Annotated in this window: 17 protein-coding genes; all 17 read right to left on the bottom strand. The window is 41.8% G+C overall.

The features are described 5' to 3' along the window. Positions 1-414: 414 nt before the first annotated feature. The 17 genes from G631_RS17855 to rlmD all read right to left on the bottom strand — a co-directional run bounded on the left by G631_RS17855 (position 415) and on the right by rlmD (position 22,858). Positions 415-1,107 (bottom strand): phosphatase PAP2 family protein, encoded by a 693-nt coding sequence (locus G631_RS17855; RefSeq protein ID WP_035789292.1) that lies wholly within the window; start codon positions 1,105-1,107, stop codon positions 415-417. 445 nt (positions 1,108-1,552) lie between these two features. After that, positions 1,553-6,196 carry a PolC-type DNA polymerase III gene (locus tag G631_RS0103645; RefSeq protein ID WP_026488294.1) on the bottom strand — a complete coding sequence of 1,548 codons (4,644 nt, stop codon included), beginning with the start codon at positions 6,194-6,196 and terminating at the stop codon, positions 1,553-1,555. A 147-nt stretch (positions 6,197-6,343) separates the two neighbouring features. Next, entirely contained in the window at positions 6,344-7,399 is a 1,056-nt protein-coding gene (ispG, locus tag G631_RS0103640) for a flavodoxin-dependent (E)-4-hydroxy-3-methylbut-2-enyl-diphosphate synthase (RefSeq protein ID WP_035789291.1), read from the bottom strand. 90 nt (positions 7,400-7,489) lie between these two features. Next, the gene (gene rseP, locus G631_RS0103635; protein WP_026488292.1) at positions 7,490-8,542 is read right to left on the bottom strand and encodes an RIP metalloprotease RseP; all 1,053 of its coding nucleotides are present in this window, start codon (positions 8,540-8,542) and stop codon (positions 7,490-7,492) included. A gap of 79 nt (positions 8,543-8,621) precedes the next feature. Further along, a complete protein-coding gene (locus tag G631_RS0103630) occupies positions 8,622-9,764 on the bottom strand; it encodes a 1-deoxy-D-xylulose-5-phosphate reductoisomerase (protein WP_026488291.1) in 1,143 nt (380 codons plus the stop codon). A gap of 1,210 nt (positions 9,765-10,974) precedes the next feature. Then, the gene (locus G631_RS0103620) at positions 10,975-11,799 is read right to left on the bottom strand and encodes a phosphatidate cytidylyltransferase (RefSeq protein ID WP_026488290.1); all 825 of its coding nucleotides are present in this window, start codon (positions 11,797-11,799) and stop codon (positions 10,975-10,977) included. Between the two features lie 22 nt (positions 11,800-11,821). Further along, complete coding sequence (locus tag G631_RS0103615) at positions 11,822-12,538, bottom strand: isoprenyl transferase (RefSeq protein WP_026488289.1); 717 nt, start codon at positions 12,536-12,538, stop codon at positions 11,822-11,824. Positions 12,539-12,589: 51 nt separating this feature from the next. Beyond that, complete coding sequence (gene frr / locus G631_RS0103610) at positions 12,590-13,141, bottom strand: ribosome recycling factor (RefSeq protein ID WP_026488288.1); 552 nt, start codon at positions 13,139-13,141, stop codon at positions 12,590-12,592. A 33-nt stretch (positions 13,142-13,174) separates the two neighbouring features. Beyond that, on the bottom strand, positions 13,175-13,870 hold the full coding sequence (pyrH, locus tag G631_RS0103605; protein WP_330365637.1) for a UMP kinase: 696 nt from the start codon (positions 13,868-13,870) through the stop codon (positions 13,175-13,177). A 30-nt stretch (positions 13,871-13,900) separates the two neighbouring features. Then, positions 13,901-14,950: a polymer-forming cytoskeletal protein gene (locus G631_RS17850; RefSeq protein WP_051196791.1), complete on the bottom strand. Its 1,050-nt coding sequence runs from the start codon at positions 14,948-14,950 to the stop codon at positions 13,901-13,903. A gap of 25 nt (positions 14,951-14,975) precedes the next feature. Next, positions 14,976-15,959 (bottom strand): polysaccharide deacetylase family protein, encoded by a 984-nt coding sequence (locus G631_RS0103595; RefSeq protein WP_026488286.1) that lies wholly within the window; start codon positions 15,957-15,959, stop codon positions 14,976-14,978. Positions 15,960-16,073: 114 nt separating this feature from the next. After that, positions 16,074-16,754 (bottom strand): hypothetical protein, encoded by a 681-nt coding sequence (locus tag G631_RS0103590; protein ID WP_026488285.1) that lies wholly within the window; start codon positions 16,752-16,754, stop codon positions 16,074-16,076. A 137-nt stretch (positions 16,755-16,891) separates the two neighbouring features. Next, positions 16,892-18,514: a DUF5722 domain-containing protein gene (locus tag G631_RS0103585; RefSeq protein ID WP_026488284.1), complete on the bottom strand. Its 1,623-nt coding sequence runs from the start codon at positions 18,512-18,514 to the stop codon at positions 16,892-16,894. A 26-nt stretch (positions 18,515-18,540) separates the two neighbouring features. Then, the gene (gene truA / locus G631_RS0103580; protein WP_026488283.1) at positions 18,541-19,287 is read right to left on the bottom strand and encodes a tRNA pseudouridine(38-40) synthase TruA; all 747 of its coding nucleotides are present in this window, start codon (positions 19,285-19,287) and stop codon (positions 18,541-18,543) included. A 148-nt stretch (positions 19,288-19,435) separates the two neighbouring features. Then, a complete protein-coding gene (locus G631_RS0103575; RefSeq protein WP_026488282.1) occupies positions 19,436-20,620 on the bottom strand; it encodes an NAD(P)-dependent oxidoreductase in 1,185 nt (394 codons plus the stop codon). 96 nt (positions 20,621-20,716) lie between these two features. Beyond that, complete coding sequence (locus tag G631_RS0103570; RefSeq protein ID WP_035789288.1) at positions 20,717-21,289, bottom strand: hypothetical protein; 573 nt, start codon at positions 21,287-21,289, stop codon at positions 20,717-20,719. A 135-nt stretch (positions 21,290-21,424) separates the two neighbouring features. Further along, entirely contained in the window at positions 21,425-22,858 is a 1,434-nt protein-coding gene (gene rlmD / locus G631_RS0103565) for a 23S rRNA (uracil(1939)-C(5))-methyltransferase RlmD (RefSeq protein ID WP_026488280.1), read from the bottom strand. Between the last annotated feature and the right edge of the window lie 78 nt (positions 22,859-22,936).

Here is a 22,936-nt window from a genome sequence, read left to right as displayed (position 1 = left end):
AAAAATATATGTCAGTACCTCTTTTTTATTGTAATACATGACTTTTATAGTCAAATATCTTTTAATATTTCTTAGAATTATTCTCATTCTTAGATGAAAACGCATCTATTAATGCCGACTTCCTGCGGGCAAAAACAGAAATAGTCCGCAAGAATCCTGGTTTTTTGCTAAAATTAAAATTCTATAGAATATAGTCTAGTAACATTTTGTCTTATAGCACTTTATCTTATAACTGTTAGACTTATATCATTTGTCTAATGACAGTTAGCCTTATAACACTTTATCTAATGTCAGTTAGCCTTATAACACAAAAGTCCTATGACAAGAGACTTGAATAGACTCTCATCATAGGACACGCTTCCATCTGTCATCTGCTGCACAATATCCATGCAAACAGATTTATTAGACTTACAATTATTTTTCTTTTGGCGCAAAAATATCCAAACAACCAGCAAACACAAATATAAGTGCCGTACTTAAAAGGACTCCACCAAGAATATCTGTAAACCAGTGTACTCCACAAACAAGTCTTCCGATAACGCTTAGAACAATAAGAAGTGCAAGGAAAGCCTGCATTAGCATGTTCATCCAAGGCGCTCTGGGGCGCTGTGAAATCTGGCCGTATCTTTTGTTAATGATGATGACGCTTCCAAGAATTGTTACGATCAGCATAGTGTGTGTTGAAGGGAATGATGCCTCAACATGTTCTGCACCCTCTTCTATTATAGGTCTGTAGTTGATTATCACTTTTTCAAAAAAGACATATAGGATGCCCAAAATTACATATAATCCGCCAAGGCAAAAAAGATAATTGTCCACCTTAGCAAGGCTCTTTCTTGTAATCCACTCCAAAAGTCCTATGATTGCATACTCTGCAACCAGGCACAAAGCCAGCACCAGAGCCGCTTCTGATATAGCCTTCCAAAGATTGTTAATTCCAAAGAAATTGTGGATTGCTCCGTTTAAGTGTGATAGTCCTATGCTGGTTCCTTCTGGACCTATTGCAGCCACATCTACGGTTTTCACAATAGCAATCAGCAAGAGAAATAGCGCAAAAAACACTCCTGAACATATGAATTTTCTTTTTACGTAACTACTATTTTCCATTACTCGTCTTCCTCCAATAATACCTTTTTGGTATTTTTATATTTGGTATTATGCATACTCAAAGCGGTAATACCTTTACATATCGTATCCTCACTATTGGTATTACCTAATTCCACTGTAATAATACCTTTTCTTCATTAGCTTGCCTTTTAGTATTACCCATCCTCCGCTCAATAATAACATTTCATCATTTTTCCTGACCTTTGGTATTACCCACTTCCGTTGTAGTAATACCTTTTTCTTTCTTAGCTTGTCTTTGGTATTACCTAGTTTCCGCAAGATAATAACATTTCATCATTTATCCTAGCCTTTGGTATTACCCGACTCCGTTGTAATAATACCTTTTTTCTTCTTAGCTTGCATTTGGTATTATACCCCGGAAAATTTTCCAAATTATTCGTTTTAAGTTGCAGTAATACCTCAAATTTCTGATCAAATAACCCTCTCATCCCTTCATAAGATCAAAAATACTAATCTGATTGGAATCAGGGATATCTCCAAGAAGTCCCATTTCAGCCATCTTATCGATGACGCCCTGAGGACACTTGGTGCGTTGTCTAAAGTCGTCCTTGGACAAGAACGGGCCGTCCTTGGCGGCTTCCACGATCTGGTCGGCAGCCTTTTCGCCCATGCCATCGATACTGGTAAGAGCAGGCATGATCTTATCTCCGATAACCTGGAAGTCTCTGGATTTAACCTTGAAAATGTCGATAGGCATAAATTCTATGCCACGCTCGTACATTTCCTCTACAAGTCGCATGTCGCCGTACTCAGCCTGCTGGGCATTGGTGAGTTCATCCTTCCTGTTCTGGTAGTCACGCATGATAGCATGAAGGTGGTTTTCTCCAAGGCACATGTGCTCATAGTTAAAGGCTTTGGCTCTGATACTGAACCAGGCAGCGTAGAAAGCCTGTGGCACGTAAACCTTGAAATAAGCTATACGCCAGGCCATCATAACGTAAGCTGCAGCGTGAGCCTTAGGGAACATGTACTTGATCTTTTCACAGGACCAGATGTACCAATCAGGAACACCGTGATCTATCATGTCCTTTTTCCATTCAGGCCAGTTTTTCTCTTTGCCTCCGGCAACCTTACCCTTACGGACAGCTTCCATGATCTTGAAGGACTCAGATTTATCAAGGCCTTTCTGGATCAGGTAGATCATAATATCGTCTCGACAGCAGATGCAGGTATCAATTGTTGCTGTTCCCTCCTGGATCAGAGTCTGGGCATTACCAAGCCAAACGTCTGTACCATGAGACAGACCAGAAATTCTTATAAGGTGGGACAAGGACGAAGGTCCTGCATCAATAACCATCTGCATAGCGAAGTCAGTACCAAACTCAGGAAGTCCCAGACATCCAAGCTTGGTTCCGCCAAGCTGCTCGGGTGTTACATTAAGAGCAGTTGTGTTCATAAACAAGCTCATAACATTCTTGTCATCAAGAGGCACAAGCTTAGGATCAAGACCAGTGCAGTCCTGAAGGAATCTGATCATAGTAGGATCATCATGTCCCAGAATATCAAGTTTTAGCAGGTTATGGTCAATTGAGTGATAGTCATAATGCGTTGTAATAGTGGCCGTTGTCATATCATTGGCCGGGTGCTGTACAGGACAGAAGGAGTTAATGTCCTCTCCCACAGGAAGAACTATGATTCCTCCTGGATGCTGGCCTGTACCACGTCTGATTCCGGTGCAGCCCTGAACAATACGGTTTATCTCGCATTTTCTTTTGCTGGCACCAATTCCGTCATAATATTTCTTAACAAAACCATAAGCCGTCTTATCAGCAAGAGAAGCTATGGTTCCAGCTCTGAAGGTCTGGCCATATCCAAAGATAACCTCAGTATACTTGTGGGCCTTGGACTGGTATTCTCCAGAGAAGTTAAGGTCGATATCAGGCTCCTTGTCTCCCTTGAATCCAAGGAAAGTCTCGAAAGGAATATCAAAACCATCCTTGTACATCATGGTTCCGCACTTGGGGCATCTTTTATCTGGCATATCGCAGCCGGAATTACCGCCAAAAGCCACAACCTCAGGCGAATCAAAATCACTATATTTGCACTTAGGGCAAACGTAATGCGGGCTCAAGGAATTAACTTCGGTAATACCTGATGTAAAGGCGACAAAAGATGAACCTACAGATCCACGGGATCCTACCAGATATCCGTCCTCATTGGACTTCCAAACAAGCTTCTGAGCAATGATATACATTACGGCGAAACCGTTCTTAATAATTGAGTTAAGTTCTCTTTCAAGACGCTCTTGAACAATTTCAGGAAGGTTCTCACCATAGATTTCATGAGCCTTGTCGTAGCAGATCTTAGTCAGGATCTCATCACTATTTGCAATGACAGGGGCGCACTTATCAGGACGTACCGGCGATATGCTGTCGCACATATCAAGAATACGCCTTGTATTGTCTATAACTATCTCTTTTGCCTTGTCATAGCCCAGATAGTCAAACTCAGCCATCATCTCTTCTGTGGTCCTTAGGAAAAGAGGGGCCGGCTCCTCGTCGTCCATACCTTTTCCAGCCATGATGATGGTTCTGTAAATCTCATCCTCAGGGTTTAAGAAGTGAGCATCGCATGTGGCCACAACCGGCTTGTTAAACTGCTCGCCAAGTCTGACTATTTCTTTATTTATCTCTCTGATATCATCGTCAGAGTTAATGTCTTCATATCTTTCAGAGCCAACCATGAAGTGATTGTTGGCAACAGGCTGGATTTCCAGATAATCGTAAAAATCTACAAGCCTTGCAATCTCTTCCGGTGGTCTTCCCTCAACAACAGCGCCATACAACTCGCCCGCGCAGCAGGCACTTCCTACAATCAGTCCCTCTCTGTACTTGATCAGCTCGCTCTTTGGAACAAGAGGAAATCTTCTAAAGTAGTCCACATGAGACTTGCTGACAAGTGTATAAAGATTTACGCGGCCCAGAGTATTCTTGGCCAGGATAATGCAGTGATTAGGGCGCAGATGCCTTATCATGTCTGGAGTTGGCTTACCCAGAACATTCACATCCGTAAGCGTCTGAGCCTTCTGCTCTTTTAACATTGGAACAAACTTGTTAAAGATAAGTGCTGTACACTCCGCATCATCGACAGCCCTGTGGTGGTGGTCAAGGACAACATTCAAAGTCTTGGCTACCGCATCAAGAGTATGCTTGGCCTGAAGCGGGAAGAAATATCTGGCAAGCCACAGTGTATCTACAGTTGTGTAGTCAACATCTATGCCAAGTTCCTGGCAGTTCTGGTTTATGAAACTTATGTCAAAAGAAACATTGTGTCCCACAAGTACCGCGCCCTGGCAGAATTCCACAAACTTAGGGATGATAACCTCTCTTGTCGGGGCATCCATGACCATTTCGTCGTTGATACTTGTAAGTTTCTCAATTCTATAAGGAATAGGCACCTGAGGATTGATAAACTCAGAGAACCTCTCTATTATCTCGCCGTTTCTGATCTTAACAGCGCCAATCTCAATTATCTTATTCTTGATAGGAGAAAAGCCTGTTGTCTCTATATCGAATACAACAAAGGTAGTATCATCAAGGCTCTGTCCCTTGTCATTAACAACTATTTCCTTTAGGTCATCTACAACGTAGGCCTCAACGCCCAGGATAAGTTTAAAGAAATCCTGTCTCTCGATAGGTGGTTCTCCAGCTTCCTTCCTGCGCTTGCATTCGCCAGAATACAGATCCTCCCAGACGTGATTGGCATCAGTAAGGGACTGAACAACGCCATGATCAGTGATAGCAATTCCAGGCATTCCCCATTTGTAGGCCTGTTTAACTATATCTTTTACCTCGGAAACACCGTCCATATCACTCATCTTGGTATGGCAATGGAGCTCAACACGCTTTACGTCTGCTCTGTCGACTCTCTTGGTGGTAAAATCCGGTATCTTTTTTACACCAGCAACTGACTGAATTGAAAGCTCATGGTCAAACTTATCCACAGCTGCAATACCCTTAACCTTGACGAATGCGCCTTTCTTGATGTCTTTGGTAATCTCAGGAACATCCTCAGTCTTAACAAACATCTTGACTGTGATGGAATCTGTAAAATCTGTGACATCGAAGATCATGATGCTCTTTTCGTTTCTGATATCCCTTTGGTCGTAAGCTGTGATCTGGCCGTGGATAACAACTTCTCCCATCTCGCCAACAAGGTCCACAAGCTTCATGACATCATCGTCAAAGTCTCTACCAAAGATAACATCAGGATTATCGGATCTCTTGTAGCTTCCTCCGAAGTCTCTGCCTCTTCCTGTCCATTTTCCTTTTGATCCGCCAAAAGAGCTATTTCCGCCTTCCTGTGAAGGGCTCTTTTTAAAGTCTCCACTTCCAGCAGAGCCCGCGCCTGCGCTACCTGCACTGCCTGCTCCAGCATTTGTTCCGGCATTTGTCCCAGCAGCACCTGCTCCAGTGCCTGCGTTGCCAGCTTTTTCTGCAGCCCTTGCAGCCTTCTTTTCTTCTCTTTCCTTTTTCTTCTCAAGAGCTTCAAGTTCAACAGCCTCGAGCTTTTTGGCCATTTTTGCAGCCTCAGCTGAGTAATCGGGCTCGTTATCCTCTTTTTCTATCTGAACAAATTCCGGAGATATAGCCGCAGTAAGTCCGCATCTCTCATTGATAATCTTGGACAGGACCCTGATAAGATCTGGGGCTTTCTTTTTACCAACTACGGAATCCTCAAGTTTAAGGACAATGTTGTCGTCATCAGGGTACACAAAAGAAGCAGACCGAAAAAGACTATACTCCATATGGTCATAGTCTTTTAGTTCCATCTCGATACTTTCTCTATATAGATCTATCAGATTCTCAGGGGTATACTGAGCAGACAAGCTAAACTTCTCGTAAATCTTGATTGTCAGATCCTGATCGCCAAAGAGCTGTTTCTTGATACCAGCCTCTGTTTTAAGGATATCTGACTTGTCGATCAGCTTGTTACTGGAAATGTATATCCTGATAAAATCCTGCTTCCTCGTCGTGGACACCTTGTCAACCATGGTCTGTTCCATGATTTCCTTGGTATGGGCATCCAGCTTCAGAGCAGGAAAAACCTCAAAAAAACTTTTACTCATGACTCCCTCAATGTTTCTACCCCGTCCCTAAATTTTGCACACCTGGCTCGACTGCCTTATCAGCACAGTCTCGCCCATACATACACTTACTTCGGGACTAATTTATTACTATATTATGCTGACAATGGATCAGCATTCGTTTGGAGTTTACTTCCAGTTATCAAGCTCGAATTTTAGTGTTTCAAGGAGCTGATCCTCTGGCACTTTCTTGACTATTTCGCCTTTCTTGATGAGAAGTCCTTCACCGTCGCCACCAGCTATTCCGATGTCTGCTTCCTTGGCTTCTCCAGGGCCATTAACTGCACAGCCCATAACTGCAACCTTTATATCAAGCGGGTACTTCTGAACAAGAGTTTCCACCTGATTAGCAAGTCCGATAAGATCAATCTTAGTTCTGCCGCAGGTAGGACATGATACCACTTCAATACCGCCCTTTCTAAGTTCAAGAGTGCGAAGTATAAGCTTGGCTGTCTTGATTTCTTCTACAGGGTCACCTGAAAGAGAAACTCTAATGGTATCGCCTATTCCCTGGCTCAATATAATTCCAAGTCCTACAGAAGATTTGATATTACCGCCATAAAGAGTACCAGCCTCTGTGATTCCAACATGCAGAGGATACTTGCATTTCTGTGCAAGAAGCTCATGTGCCTTGGCGCAGAGCATTACATTTGAAGATTTGATGCTGACAACCATGTTGTCGTAGCCAAGATCTTCTATAATACCAATCTTATCAAGTGCACTTTCCACAAGGCCCTGGGCTGTTACTCCACCGTATTTTTCAACAAGATTTTTTTCAAGTGAACCTGAGTTAACACCAACTCTGATGGGTATATTTCTTTCTTTTGCACAGGAAACCACTGCTGCTATTCGGTCCTTGGAGCCGATATTTCCTGGGTTGATCCTGATCTTATCAGCACCATTTTCCATAGCAGCAATAGCCATCTTGTAGTCGAAATGGATGTCCGCTACAAGAGGAATATGTATCTGCTTCTTTATCTCTTTTACCGCGTTTGCAGCTTCCTGAGTGGGCACAGTGCATCTGATGATCTCGCAACCAGCCTCCTCAAGCCTTAAAATCTGATCTACAGTGGCTTTAACATCCTCTGTTCTTGTATTAGTCATAGACTGGATCAGGATTGGGTTACCACCGCCGATTACTCTGTCTCCAATATGTATTACTTTTGTATTATCTCTATATGCCATGGATTCTCCTTTTTGCCTAATTATATGGCGCTTGCCTGAACTTTCATGGTAGTACGGATTGCATGCATAATTTTATGGCGCTTACCTGAACTACCTTGTGAATTTCGTAATGTCATTAAACAGCACAAATACCATCAGTCCCAAAAGAGCTATCATACCTATCATATGGACGAAGCCCTCTTTTTCCGGTGGAACCGGCTTGCCAAAAATCACTTCTATAAACTGGAACACCAGCCTTCCTCCGTCAAGCGCAGGGATAGGTAAAAGATTCATGACTCCCAGGTTAACTGATAAAAGCACTGTAAGTGACAACATGGTCAGGATTACTGCAGAAATGCCATAAGGTTTAACCTCTTCGTAGGTGTCATCTACCATTTTGACCATTCCAACAGGGCCGGAAACATCATCTTTGGAGAGTTTGCCCTTGAATAAAAGAGCAAGGCTTCTGTAGGTAGTTTTGAAGTAATATCTAACCTCATACCAGGCGTACTTCAAAGCCGCAGGGCCCTTGATATCCTCATAATCTCCAAGGTAAATACCCATATAGTATCTTCCAGCTTCTTCGCTGTACTTGGGAACAAGTGTAGTCTCGTGGAGTTCGCCGTTTCTCTCATAGACAATCTCCATAGGACTTCCCTCTGCAAACTGTGAAATGAGGGTAACTTCGCCAGCCATGTAGACCTTTTCACCATCTACACTTATAAATTTATCGCCAATCTGCATTCCAGCTTCTACAGCAGCTGAATCCTCAGTCATATTGTAGATGACAGGGAAATTCCACTGAGAAAAGCTAACCAGCACAATAGCCAGAATATATGCAATAAAGAAATTGGCAAATGGACCTGCAAAAAGAGTTGCAATCCTCCTCCACACTGGGGCATTCAGGAAAGAATGCTCATCATATTCCCCCTTTTCCTCAGCCACAGGGTCCATTCCATCAAATACACAAGCTCCGCCAATCGGTAAAAGCTTTAAGCTATATAAAGTATCTCCCTTTTTCTTTTTCCAGATTGTTGGTCCCATTCCGATAAAGAACTCGTTGACTCTTATTCCGCCAGTCTTTGCCACAATGAAGTGACCAAACTCATGAGATGCCACAAGGACACCGAAAATGATAAAGAAAATTAAAATGCTTACAATCATGCTACTCACAAAAATTCTCTTCCTTCTGTTAGATTTTTTAACCAAGAGTCACCAAGTGACTTGCTATAAAAACTTTTCATCACGCCCTGAGAAAGTCGTAAGTTTCCTGCTCAGTAGCAAGAATTGCCGCAACATCAGGGTTATCGATGCGCTTGTGGTGCTGCATAGCTCTTTCTATCATGTCATAAATCTCAAGATACTTGATGTCTCCCTTGAGGAATGCCTTAACTGCCATCTCATTGGCTGCATTAAATACAGTAGGCATGCTTCCACCTGCATAAGCCGCATCAAAAGCAAGCTTAAGTCCTCTGAAGGTATCTGTATCAGGCTTTTCAAAGGTCAGACTTCCAAGTTCAAAGAGGTCAAGTCTCTTTTCCGCCATTGGTCTTCTGTCAGGGTAAAAGAGTGCGTACTGGATAGGAAGTCTCATATCAGGCACGCCAAGCTGAGCAATAACTGCTCCGTCCACGTACTGAACAGCGCTGTGAACTATGCTCTGAGGATGGATCAGCACCTGGATGTTATCAAGGCTAACGTCAAAGAGCCATCTAGCCTCCATTACTTCTAGTCCCTTATTTACAAGTGATGAAGAGTCTATAGTAACCTTGGGCCCCATATCCCAGTTAGGATGTTTGAGCGCATCTGCAGCAGTCATGGTTGCAAGTTCCTCTCTCTTCTTGCCCCTGAAAGGTCCGCCGCTGGCTGTTAAAAGAATCTTCTCAACCTTATCTCTAGGTTCTCCGTTCAAAGACTGGAAAATTGCACTATGTTCGCTGTCCACAGGAAGTATCTGCACTTTCTTGCTAGCTGCAAGAGGCATGATGATATGTCCTGCGCATACTAATGTTTCCTTGTTAGCAAGAGCAATATCCTTGCCGCTTTCTATAGCCCTTATAGTTGGCTGGATTCCGATCATTCCAACAACTGCAGTAAGCACAGTGTCTGCCTCAGGAACTGATACTATTTCTAAAAGTCCTTCCATTCCTGCAAGAACCTTGATTCCTGTGTCCTTAATCTTTACCTGAAGATCCTTGGCTGCAGCTTCATCATACATGCAGACATATTTAGGCTTAAACTCCCTAACCTGCTTCTCAACTGCATCTACGCTTCTGTTCGCCGCAAGGCCCACAATTTCAAGTTCCTTGCTGTTGTTTCTTACTATGTCCAATGTCTGTGTTCCAATTGAACCTGTGGAACCCAATAAAATAATCTTTCTCTTCATATTCTTGTCCTATTTCTTATCTTATTTTTCTTATTACTTATCTTTATTGTATTTTGGTTTTTATCATATCAACTTTTATAATATATTATGTATGCTACTTTATGAGCAATCGCTAATGTATCAAAGTGCTTATGCCATTTTTCTCAATTCTAAAAATATAAAACTACCTCTTACTATACCACTTAGAACTGTTTTTTCCTATTGTAAAAAATGGCTGCTTTAATTCTGCTTTGTCGTAATAATGCACAACACAGTCTTTTCTTCATTCTGCACTACATGTCTCTATTTCATTGATGCAAAAAATACATTTATACTTGTTTTGCATCATTTTAATCTGGCCAGGTGATGCATATCAGTTGAATTCTTGTTTTCTGCATCACGGCATCTCTTCTAAATGATGCAAATCTTGCTTTTTTCTTGTTTTGCATCATTTTTGTCTAGCCAGGTGATGCATATCTGATAAATTCTTGTTTTCTGCATCACGGCATCTCTTCCAAATGATGCAAATCTTGCTTTTTTCTTGTTTTGCATCATTTTAATCTGACCAGGTGATGCATATCAGTTAATTCTTGTTTTCTGCATCACGGCATCTCTTCCAAATGATGCAAATCTTGCTTTTTTCTTGTTTTTGCATCATTTTAATCTGACCAGGTGATGCATATCAGTTAAATTCTTGTTTTCTGCATCACGGCATCTCTTCTAAATGATGCAAATCTTGCTTTTTTCTTGTTTTGCATCATTTTAATTTGGTCAAGTGATGCATATCAGATAAATTCTTGTTTTCTGCATCACGGCATCTCTTCTAAATGATGCATATCTGTTGAATTCTTGTTTTCTGCATCATTTTAATCTGGCCTAGTGGTACCAAGTACGTTTTTTTTAGAACAAAGAGTCGCTAGCGACTCTTTCGCGCCCGAGCGGTATTGCGAAGCAATAAACTTCATCTCCGCGAGGTGCGCATCCACAGCGGAGCGTTTTTAATTGAATAGGAAAGCAATTTCCTATTCAATAAAAAAAGAAGTAATAGCCCCTAGGATCCATTACTTCTCTCAAATTTCAAATACCTAATCTCAAATTATAAATAGCAAATTTAAATTTTCCAATATCAAATTCCATGCATTAACTTTCAAGCTTCAGCACTTTTGATATCAAAATATCAAACCAGCACATTGAAGCTCCTTGCCTTCAAACTTCTACCATCAAAACTCCATCACCAGATAAGGGGAACAAGCACTGCGGCCAGGAAATAAATACATGGAGTAACGAAGATGACGCTGTCGAAACGGTCCATAATACCACCGTGGCCTGGAATAAGCTGGCCATAGTCCTTGATGTTGTGATCTCTTTTTATGCCGGAAGCAAGAAGATCTCCAAGCTGGGCAATGACGCTTCCTACAAATGTAATAAGAGCAAGCACCACGTATACACGAGGATTAGGCATCTCATTGCGGTAGAGGACATATCCAAAGATAAGTCCCACAAGGACAGATCCCAACACTCCGCCAATTGCTCCCTCTATTGTCTTTTTGGGAGACAGCTTTGGAGTAAGTTTGTGCTTGCCAAAAGCGCGGCCTGTAAAATATGCACAGGTATCACAAACCCAGGCTATAAAAGGTATCCAGGCAAAATATTGACCATAAGGCCTGATCCTTAAAAGATACACAAAAGACATGTTCACAGGGGCATATACAAAACAAAAGAATGCCGTAATAGCCATGCTTGCTGTAAATTTAGGGAAATTTACAACGTAGCACACCATAATAAGGAAAAATGCAAACATTATTGAGAATACATAATATCTGTAGTCCTTTATAAGGATCATCTGAATGTAATGCACAAGGATGGAGACATATCCACAAAACTCAATGGCATTACACTTTTGTCCTTCCTTATGGATGCCGGTAGCTCTTGTAAGTTCAAAAAAGCTAATACATGAAACAGCAAGTAATGTAGCTGCCAAAAGATATCCACCCGGAATAAGGACTCCAGCTAAAACTATTCCTATAACAATTCCACTAATGACTCTAGTTTTCAAATCTTAGCACCAGCCTTACTGATCAGTTTTTTAGACCGCCAAATTTGCGGGTTCTGTTTCCATACGCCTCAACAGCCTTCAAAAGCTCTTCTTTATCAAAATCAGGCCATGCTACAGGCGTAAAATAAAACTCTGTGTAAGCAAGCTGCCACAAAAGATAGTTGGAAACACGCTGTTCGTTACATGTTCTGATAAGAAGATCAGGGTCTGGGAGATAGTTAGTATCAAGATTATCTGCAATATCTTTTTCTGTGATATCTGATGCCTTGAGTTCTCCGTTTTCTACCTTCTGAGCTACCTTGCGGACAGCCCTTGTAATCTCATCTCTACTGCCATAGTTGATAGCAATTGTAAATGTAAGTCCAGTATTTCCGGCAGTTGCCTCCTCAAGATCTGCTATAGCCTTCTGAATGTCCTGTGAAAGAGCACTTTTTTCACCGATAACGCGGCAGCGGACATTGTTCTTCATGGACTTCTTGATACTACTCTTAAGATAAGTACTAAGAATGCCCATGAGCGCAGTTACCTCTGATTCAGGTCTGCTCCAATTCTCAGTAGAAAATGCATAAACTGTAATATATTTAATACCTATATCTCTGGCATTTACCAGCATATCTTCTACTGCCTTGGCTCCCTGCATGTGTCCATAATTTCTAGGCATGCCCTTAGCCTTGGCCCATCTGCCATTGCCATCAAGTATTATTGCCACATGCTGTGGAATGTTTAAATTTTCTTCCATATCAATTACCTACAAAATGATTTGCTCCGCAATAATGCGGAGCAAAAATGATCAAACTGTCATTACTTCTTTATTCTTTTCTTCTACTGCAACATCAATATCCTTGATGAACTTGTCAGTAATCTTCTGAAGTTCCTCGTTAAGATCGTTGATCTCATCCTCAGATACATCTGTGCCCTTAAGCTTCTTGAAAGCATCGTTTCCATCACGTCTAACGTTTCTAACTGCTACCTTGGCATCTTCGCCCTTCTTGCGAATGTCTTTGGTGAGCTGCTTTCTGCGTTCCTCTGTAAGTTCAGGGAAAACTAGTCTGATTACGGCGCCGTCATTACTTGGAGTGATTCCAAGATCTGACATCATGATAGCCTTCTCAATGTCCTTGATAAGAGACTTGTCCCAAGGCGCGATCTGTATGATACGAGCCTCTGGAACTGATACGTTACCAACCTGCTGAAGAGGTGTTGGTGTTCCATAATAATCAACCTTGATCTTGTCAAGAACATGAGGATTAGCTCTTCCAGCTCTTATAGAAGCAAGATCCTCTCTTAAATAATCAAAAGACTTCTGCATTTTGTCATTATATTCTTTTATCTTTTCGTTCATACCTGATTCCTCCTATTAAACTTCAGTAGTAAATTAGTCTGTTGTAACTGTTGTTCCGTTGAAATCACCTGCAGCAGCCTTAACAATGCTGTTCTCTTCCTGAAGTGCAAATACTCTCATAGGAACCTTATTGTCTCTTGCCAGAATAGAAGCTGTCATATCGACAACCTGAAGATTCTGAGCAATTACATCATTGATAGAAACTGTGTCATATCTCTTAGCATCTGGGTTCTTGGCAGGGTCACTATCGTAAACTCCGTCAATAGCCTTAGCCAAAAGAATATAATCTGCCTCAACTTCAATGGCTCTTAGTACAACTCCTGTATCCGTTGAGAAGTAAGGATGTCCTGTACCACCTGCAAAGAATACAACCATATTTCTTGCGAAATACTTGTTAGCCCTGTCTTTGGAAAAGAGCTTGGTAAATGATCCACACTCAAAAGGAGTAAGGATATTAGTCATCATGCCCTCGCTTCTGAAAATCTCAGAAACATAAATACAGTTCATGATGGTGGCAAGCATTCCAATCTGGTCAGCCTTAACTCGATCGATATTCTCACTTGTACGGCCTCTCCAGAAGTTACCGCCGCCAATAACAATACCTACCTGTGTACCATTATCAACAAGCTGTTTAACCTGAAGTGCAACCTTTCTGACTGTCTCCTCATCAAATCCAGTCTTTTTGTCGCCTGCAAGGGCTTCACCACTGAGTTTTAATAAAATTCTCATAATACGCTCCAATTATTTAATTAAAATAGATTATTTATTCTTAAGAGTCTCGAAGAACTCTGAAGGATTAACATCAGCATAAGCCTGTGAGCACATACCTTCGATAACAGCACCATTGTTGATCTGTACTGACTGAGACTTGATGTTACCCATCACGATAGCTGTTGTATCAAGGACAACAGGGCCATGAACATCGATATCACCCTTAACAGCACCTGCGATAACCGCGCTTGAGCCAAAGATGTTACCAACAATTACTGTGCTCTGGCCAACCTTAACGCTGCCCTTACTCTTTATCTCACCTGTGATTCTTGCTGACTCTGCATAAATCTCTGCTGCGTCTGAATCACCTGTGATCTCACCTGTGATATTAAGCTTGCCAAGGCACTTAATGTTACCTGTTACCTTACCAATAAGATCTAAAGATCCTGTTGTCTGAATGTCACCTGTGATGACCATTCCTTCAGTGATGCTAGCTGTCTCATCTGTTGGTGTCTGCTGTTCGAAATCCATAGTATTATATCCCCCATTGTCTGTATTATTAGTTTCAGCTACAGCTTCTGCTGCGGCATAACTCTCTACATTAGCACTACTAATAGCCTCAACTGCTGGCTGTGGCTCAGGTGCTACTATCTCGTCCTCAGTCTGCTCTTCGATCTTCTCTTCAAGTTCCTGAAGTTCCTCTTCTTCCTGCGCCTTCTCCTGGGCTTCAAGTTCAGCGGCAGCCTCTGCTGCGGCATTCTGCTTGAGCTCAGCCATAACATCAAGTGCGCTCTTATGAACCTCTTCCTCAAGCGCCTGTGTCTTTTCTTCCTCGGATACTTCCTCGGAAACTACCTCTTCTGCGTCTTCAGCTTTCTCTTCCTCGACAGGTTCTGTCTCCCCACTAGCCTCGTCAAGTTTAATATCATCCAGCCTGTTCAGCATGCTGTCGATATCTACATTTTTCGCTTTGTCCCCGTGAGCAAGACCTTCTTCCTTCTCATTATCAAGAGTAGCTGTGTCATCTGCCTTGTCATCAGGCATGAGAGTATTAACAGCCTGTGAAAGGTCATTCTTCAGCTCAGAAAAAAATCCCATCTTGATATCCTCCGTCATAAATCTTTTATTTGATATGTTGAACCGGTAACGTATCGTCAGTTATCGGAACTATCACTGTATCATCCATTGCCTGGATAGCCTCAATGATTTCTGGTAACGCCTCTACTGTAGCGTGCTTGTCAGCAGAATCATGCATCAGTACTACACAATGTTTAAATCTTGGAACATTATTCACGATATTGTTGTAGATTGTGGTCTTGTCAGCTCCTGCCCTGTCGTCCCCCGCAGATACATTCCAGTCAAAAAAGGTGATGTCTGCCTTGTCAAGATAGTCAATGAGCTCATGCATATCTACATTGCTGACATCATTGGAGCTTCCTCCAGGAAACCTGTAATACTTGGGCATCACATCATAATTGTGATATAGAAACTCTCTAAGTTTCTTGAGGTCATCCTTAAAAGAATCCAAAGACTCATAGATCACACTATATTTGTGACTGTAGGAATGCATTCCGATTGTATGTCCCTCATCCACAATTCTCTGATAAGCTTCTGAATATCTGGAATCAGGCTTGCCACATACAAAAAAAGTTGCCTTGACATTGTACTTGGCCAAAATATCCAGAATTTCTCCAGTGTTAGAGCTAGGGCCATCATCAAAGGTAAGATATACATATCTCGTACCCTCGATATTCTCAGGATTCTCTGCTCCACTCACAGCTATGCTGGCGTAATCCACATCATATGTCGTATCTGCATTGGCGTCAGTACCTGTCTCCGTAGCAGTACTATCCACTACCTGAGCCTTGTCACCGCCACCTGCCATTATATCTTTCTCATATCCAAAGGTATCACGGTACCATTCAAGGTTCGCCTGAGCCTGCTCTAAATCAGTCTTGATCCTGTCAATTCTCACCGCCAGGATGACGCAAATGCAGGTCGGTACTAGACAGGAGGCCAACACTGTAGCAACTATGAGCCTCCGAAGACGCTGAATGCGCTTGCTGTAACCCTTTTTGGACTTGCTTACTTCCTTGTCCGATGTCATACCTTACAAATCTCTTTCATTCAAAATATGTAACCAGTGAATAGTATAGCATAATTCCGGTACAAAAGAAAAGAGCGCAGGTCTCATTTCCTGCGCTCAAAAAAACTAATGATATTAAAAATCTACAAGCTCGTCATTACCAGCTGAGGTATAGGTCAGAATATAGTTGTCATATGCTCCTGCATTAAGTCCCACAACCTGTGAATTGGTGCTGCCCCCGTGGAAAGTGTAGCCCACATCTGCGATGTTTACTACGTCAAAGCCGACAGCTTTTTTACCATTGAGGAACACTGTTCTGACGCCAACTCCCTGAATGTCGTGTTCTGAGTAATTTGTCGCTGAAACCTGTATACACTCTCCCAACTTGGTTGCATCCACATCTACTGAAGTGTATGTGCAGTTATCAGTCTCTGAATAGTCAAAAGAGTACTTGAAATCCGCAGCATCCTTAATATCCGCATTTTTAAACTGTCCATAGAGAATAAACTGCTGATTCTTTTTAACTGCATCTGAATAGTCGTGAACCTTCATCAGCTCTTTTCCACTCTTGTCAAAAGCAGTAAAATCAGCCTTTATGGATATATCCTTGTCTGTCTTATTGGTTGCAACTACTACATAATAGGTGCACCAGCCAAGATCATCAGGGATCACATATTCGCTATTGATAAGGATCTGGCCGCCAGATTGCTCACTTGCGTATACTGTGAGCTGTCCTATTTCCAGTATGCAGTTTAAAAAAAGGAAAATAACTGACATTCCCACAGAAATTAAACAAGAAAAAGCGCGTTTTTTCATGTACCAAGATCCTCCAACCAGATTTTTTTGATAATTCAATTATGCGTTTTTCAAGTAAATTAATCGATGGTAGCAATAGTTATTTAATCCTTTTTTTAGCTTTATAAAAAAACTATAAATCCCGCACCAGTACTGGCTTAGCGGGCATTCATCGCAGCATTCCAATCAGCTATTCCCATGTACCCGGCCGCCTGATTTATATACGCTCCAGAATTACCTCCATTCATCTGTTTAAAGTATTCGTAAGCCAGTTTCCGTCTGCCATCAAGGGCAGTCAGTCCCACGGAAAGTCCATCTCTTACTTCAAGAGGATAATCCGTCTGACGGTTGAATATGATCATTCTGATATATCTGTTGGTCATAACCCTCTGATAGGCATAAACCATGGCAAAAGCCTGCGCCTCATCCCCCTGAGTTGAGGAATATCCTATCTCCGTCAAAAGAATTGGTCTCACCTGCCCCTTGGTTCCTAGCATATGCGGCAGGCACATATAGTCTGTAAGCTGTTCAATATTCTCCATTGAAAGATAAGGCGTATCAATCGAATGCTGGATCATAGAGGCGCTGAAAGGATTCTTGGGTGTCCAAAAGCTTGTCCAGGTCATAGGATAATTATAGGGGTGTTCGGCAAGTCCCCAGTCAAAGTTGCCCTGAGCACAAACCACTGCATTTATAGCCTCAAGCATACTCCTTGCAGAATAGTAAGAAGCCGGATTATGCACCTTTGTCCAGTTCTGATCAAGGCTGATGCATACTGTGGCATTTGCATTTCTACTTTTTATAGCGTTATAGCAGACTCTAAGAGAATCTGCATATAACTGGGCATAGGTAAGTTCATCAGAAACATTTGAATAATTCCATACGTTTTTGGCATTTACCTCATTGCCAATAACCCAGTTATCCACCTGTCCCAAACCATTACGTCCGTTATATCTAAAGGCCAGGAAGGAAACTGTAGCTTCAAGCCACTCAAGGCCCGCCTGCTCTGAGGTGTTCATCATGTAGTAGTTAGATCTACCTGCTCCTCCTCTGGATGTGGGAGAAATCATAAATTCCTCTCCAGGCACATAGGGATTTAAAAGAACCATGGTAAGCCCAATCCCCTGGCTAGAGGTGGTCCTGACGCAGTGATCGTACTGACTTACGTATCCAGAATCAAAAGCATAAACCTTGCCATTATATTCATACTGGATAACGCCATTTCCACCAATGACATCTTCAAGGTTTATATTATAAGCGCCCTGCTGGACTCCAAGGTCTATAACCTCAGTATTTCCATTGCCAATCTTGGCTCCATCAAGTATAAGACCTTTTTTACCATTATTTTTTGGAGAAAGAGATACAGACGCCAGCACTTCAGGATTTGTTATATAGTGAGCGTTGGATACAGGAACTACAACGCCGCCCTGAAGCACCGCCACTTGAAACTTGTCGTATAAATGGCATTCTGTAGTGTTTAAGTTAAGTGGTATCTGAAAAGAAACAGATGCCCCCATAGGTTTCGCCGCTGCTGGTGCACCTTCTGGGCCATTTTGATATACCTTTTCGGCATAGAGATAAAAGACGCCGTCATCACTATCAGGCAAGTCCTGCGCTGATACAGAGATATTCACATTTCCTCCATGTATCTTGGCAGAAGTAATAGACACAGCCCCTATTCCTGCTGCCTTTGCGCGTATTGGAGCAGATAAAAAAACGAATGTTACTACAAAAAGACTGACAAATGCTAGCAATAGGTTTCTAGTAATTTTTTTGTTCATATACCCCCCGTACATAAGAAAAATTATTAGTAATCTACCTTCATCATGCAAAGCCCTTCTGGTCTTGCAGTAGGGCCAGCCTTACTTCTATCGCACGCTTCCAATATATCTTTTACACTATCTGGTGATATTGTCCCGAATCCAACCTCTAAAAGAGTTCCTGTAAGAATCCTCACCATGTTCTGTAAAAAGCCATTGCCATGGAAATAAAACCTAATATAATTTCCACTCTTTTCAATGTTGATAGTATCAAGTGTACGCACCGTGGACTTTTTAAATTTCTTATTGCCACAAAAGCTCTTGAAATCATGAGTTCCGACTAAATGCATCGCAGCAAGTTTCATCTTGTCTATGTCTGGCTCTTTGTCCAATATTGCAACATACTTTCTGTCAAAAACCGGCTTGGAAGTCCCATACCAGCAGGTATATCTATAAGTCTTGCCTATAGCATTGTACCTGGCATGGAATCTGTCAGAACAGGCCTTTACCTCGTTAACGCTTATATCTTCTGGAAGATACGCATTCATATATTCCTGTATTTGAGTTTCATTAAGATCAGTATTTAGTATAACATTTGCTGTCATAGCTCTTGCATGGACCCCGGCATCCGTTCTGCCAGCACCTATAAGTTCTATGGGATCAGAAGAATCACCTGTCATTTTATTTAGCACATTTTCAAGTTTCCCCTGTATTGTGTCAATTCCCGGTTTTTTCTCCCAGCCATGATACCTTGTACCATCGTAGCTGATCACAAATTTGTAATTATGTCTCATCGAGCCGTAGATCTCCAGTCTTTTTCGCATTTAACATCTATATCTATACTACCATAATATCAATCATCTTTTCACTAAAGAAAAAATGTAGGTGACAAACTTATTTTGTACACCTACATCATATTCATATCCAATGTCTTATTTAGCTTCACCCTTGCTGCATGAACTTGTGCATATCCTCTGCAATCTGCTTGGATACTGCAACTGCAGCCACCACAGTTTTGGCTCCTGTAACTACATCTCCTGATGCAAAAACACCTGGTATTGATGTCTCTCCCAGTTCATTTGTGAAAAGATTACCCTTTTCATTAAGCTTTAGATCTTTTTCCTTACTGATTATTCTATCCTGAGGGATCTGAGAAATGGCTATGATCACGCTGTCAGCAGGGATAAGCTTTTCTCCATCATCTTCCTTGAAAACAGGGCCTTCATCCTCAATTCTGACAATTGTTTTTAGGTATTCAAACTTAACGCCGTCCACTTTGGCATACTCAAATTCTGTTTTAGAAGCTGATACTTCCTGGCCTCTTACGTATACAGTCACTTCTCTTGCGCCGTGCCTTATAGCGGTTCTCGCTACATCCATGGCTGCATTGCCCGCTCCAATTATGGCAACTTTATCGCCGAGCTCGTAAACATCAGGGTTATTTAGATAATTTATTGCGTAAAAGACATTTCCAAAAGTTTCACCTGGAATGCCAAGTTTCCTGGGTCTCCAGGCTCCAGTACCAATAAATACACTCTTGTAGCCATCATTCAAAAGATCTTGTATATTGGTGGAGCCACCGATTGAGAAATTTGGTCTGAACTTGATACCAAGTTCTCTCATCTTCTTGTAATACCTGTCCAGAATGGACTTTGGAAGACGAAACTCAGGGATACCATAGCGCAAAATACCGCCAATCTTGTCATGTGTTTCAAATACAGTTATTGAATAGCCCTTAAGAGCCAGTATAATTGCAATTGTTATTCCCGCAGGGCCAGCACCTATAACAGCAGCTTTCATACCGTTTGATGGTGCTTTCTTTAGTTCAAGTCTCTCAAAGCAGGAGTCTGAAATATAATTCTCGATTGAAGAAATGTGCACAGGCTCTCCCTTTATTCCCCTGACACAATTACCCTCGCACTGGTTCTCATGATTGCAAACAAGCGAGCAGATCATGGAAAGCGGGTTATTATCAAACAGCATCTGTGCTGCTTCCATCATCTTATTTGCCTTAAAAAGCCTTATCATCTCTGGAATATTAGTGTGAATAGGGCAACCATTTTCCCTACATCTGGGATTAGGACACCCAAGACAACGATTTGCTTCATCAATAACGTGTACAGACATAGAATAATCCTCCCTTGGTTTTAGGATTATTCTATATGAAAGCGCTTACAAAAAATACCGGAAATCGTGCAAAAATTCTTGATAAAACTGAAATCATCACATTTCTTTTTTCATAATTTTTCTGAGTGCAGCCCAGATAATAAAAGCATAAACAAATCCTATTGCTGCTGTTATAGCCTGATACAGAGAAAAAGTAGTCTGAAATACAGGGAGCTTGCCATATAATTTACTCTCTGCCGGAATAAATGTAGGAAGGAGCCACAAAGAAATGGTAAGTCCCATAAAAGCACCCTTTAACACTGCACAAATAACAGCTTTTATATAACTAATCGGGGATTTAAGCCCATTTTCACCAGATAAACTCTTTTTCAGTAAAAGGGCTGTAGATACTGCCAGGACAATATTACCAAGCATGATAAATGGAATTATAAGTGGCACCGTGCTCATGACCGGAGATGCTGCGATAATATAAGCCGTAACAGGCGTTATAATGCACAGAAGAATGGCACATGGAAGATTTGCTGCCAGCACAGCTATGATAATACAAGCGTTTATAATTGGTCCCGTAATAAAAATGCTTAGATTCTTGAAAAGCTGACTAATAATGCATATTGCCAAAAGTGCTGCTGTGATTGAAATTTCTTTTACCCCAAAATACTTCTTGTTCATGATTTTCCCCCTATTATGTGTAAAATTATGACTTCTTGTGGGTAAAAGCAGATTATCCCCACAAGAATTCATCTCTTATTGTACCATTTTTCGTTTAACAATTCATTAGTTTGAACAGGTACACCACTTATGCCATCAGCGTTTGGTCAGGCACACCACGGTCTCTATAGATCTGGTGAATGGAAACATATCCACAGGTACGGCCTTTTTAACCTTGTAGCCGCCCTTTGTTATAAGCTCAAGGTCTCTTGCAAGAGAGTCTGGGCTGCAGGAAATGTACACTACCTTCTCAGGGTTAAGGGCAATCATAGATGAGATAAACTCTGGTGTTGAGCCGGCTCTTGGCGGATCCATGAACACAAGATCAACCTTATCACCTGAATCAGCCATCTGCTGCATGAATCTTGTGGCGTCATTCTCGTAGAATGTAATGTTTTCCACATTGTTGATCTTGGCATTAAGTTTGGCATCCTTAACTGCATCTGGATTAAGTTCAACAGAAATCACCTCTTTGACATGAGGGCTTGCAATAATTCCGATGGTGCCAACACCCGAATAGCAGTCAAGAGCTACCTCTGTGCCCTTAAGATCTGCAAGTTCAATAGCTTTATTGTACAGAACCTCCTGCTGGATAGGATTTACCTGGTAGAAGGACTTAGGACTAATCTTGAATCTCATGCCGCAGCACTCATCATAGATAAAGCCAGGTCCATACATGGGCTTTTCCTTGTCTCCCAGTATCATGCTGGTCTGCTTGTCATTGACATTAAGTACAATAGTTGTGATCTCAGGGTGTTCCTTCAAAAGAGCTTTCACAAAGTTGTTCTTGGATGGGAAAATAGGTGATACTGTCACAAGAACCACCATGATCTCGCCGGTTTTCTTACCGATTCGTATTAGAACATGGCGAAGAAGCCCATAACCGTTGTCCTCGTCATAGGTCTTTATCTTAAAGGATTTGAGCATTCCGCGGATTGAAGCGATAATGGCATCTGCCTTCTGATCCTCCAAAAGACATGAATCAATAGGAACTACGTCGTGGGTGCCTTCTCTGTAGATTCCAGACACAGGATTTCCCTTTTTATCATGGGTAAAAACTGCATGAACCTTGCAGCGGTAATGCTCAGGCTCTTCCATGCCAACAAAGGCTGCAACCCTTGTATATGGCTCAAGAAGTTCGGCAACATGAGCATGCTTCTGGCGAAGCTGCTTATCATATGGAGTATCTATCATCTGACAGGCGCCGCACTTCTTAAAATACGGGCAACGGCTTTTCTTTTTATCAACTGCCTTTTCCATATCTTTCTGTGTATTTCTGTCGCCAGGCCTGCCTACAGTATTTCTGCCAGTTCTTCCAACACGCTTATCAGCCGCATTTTTTCCAGCAGGCTTTTTCCTAAATGACACTGCCTCTTCGTATTGGAAGTCATCACTCTTTACCTGCTTTTTCGCTTTAGCCTTATCCTGTGCCTTATCATCTGCCTTACCTAAAGCCTTGGCCTTATCCTTGCCACCGCTCATCTTCTGATTTATCTTTTCAAATTTTCTCATTCTCTCGTTGTATGACATTTTAATCTCCTAAATCAGGAAAACGCCGGGCTATCTTGCGTCAGCCTTCATTTCCCATAAATAATAACTTTGTAAAAC

This window comes from Butyrivibrio sp. XBB1001 (genome assembly GCF_000424505.1).
Taxonomy (GTDB): Bacteria; Bacillota; Clostridia; order Lachnospirales; family Lachnospiraceae; genus Butyrivibrio.
Note: the sequence above shows the minus strand (reverse complement) of the source record. Positions and strands in the feature narration are given on the sequence as shown.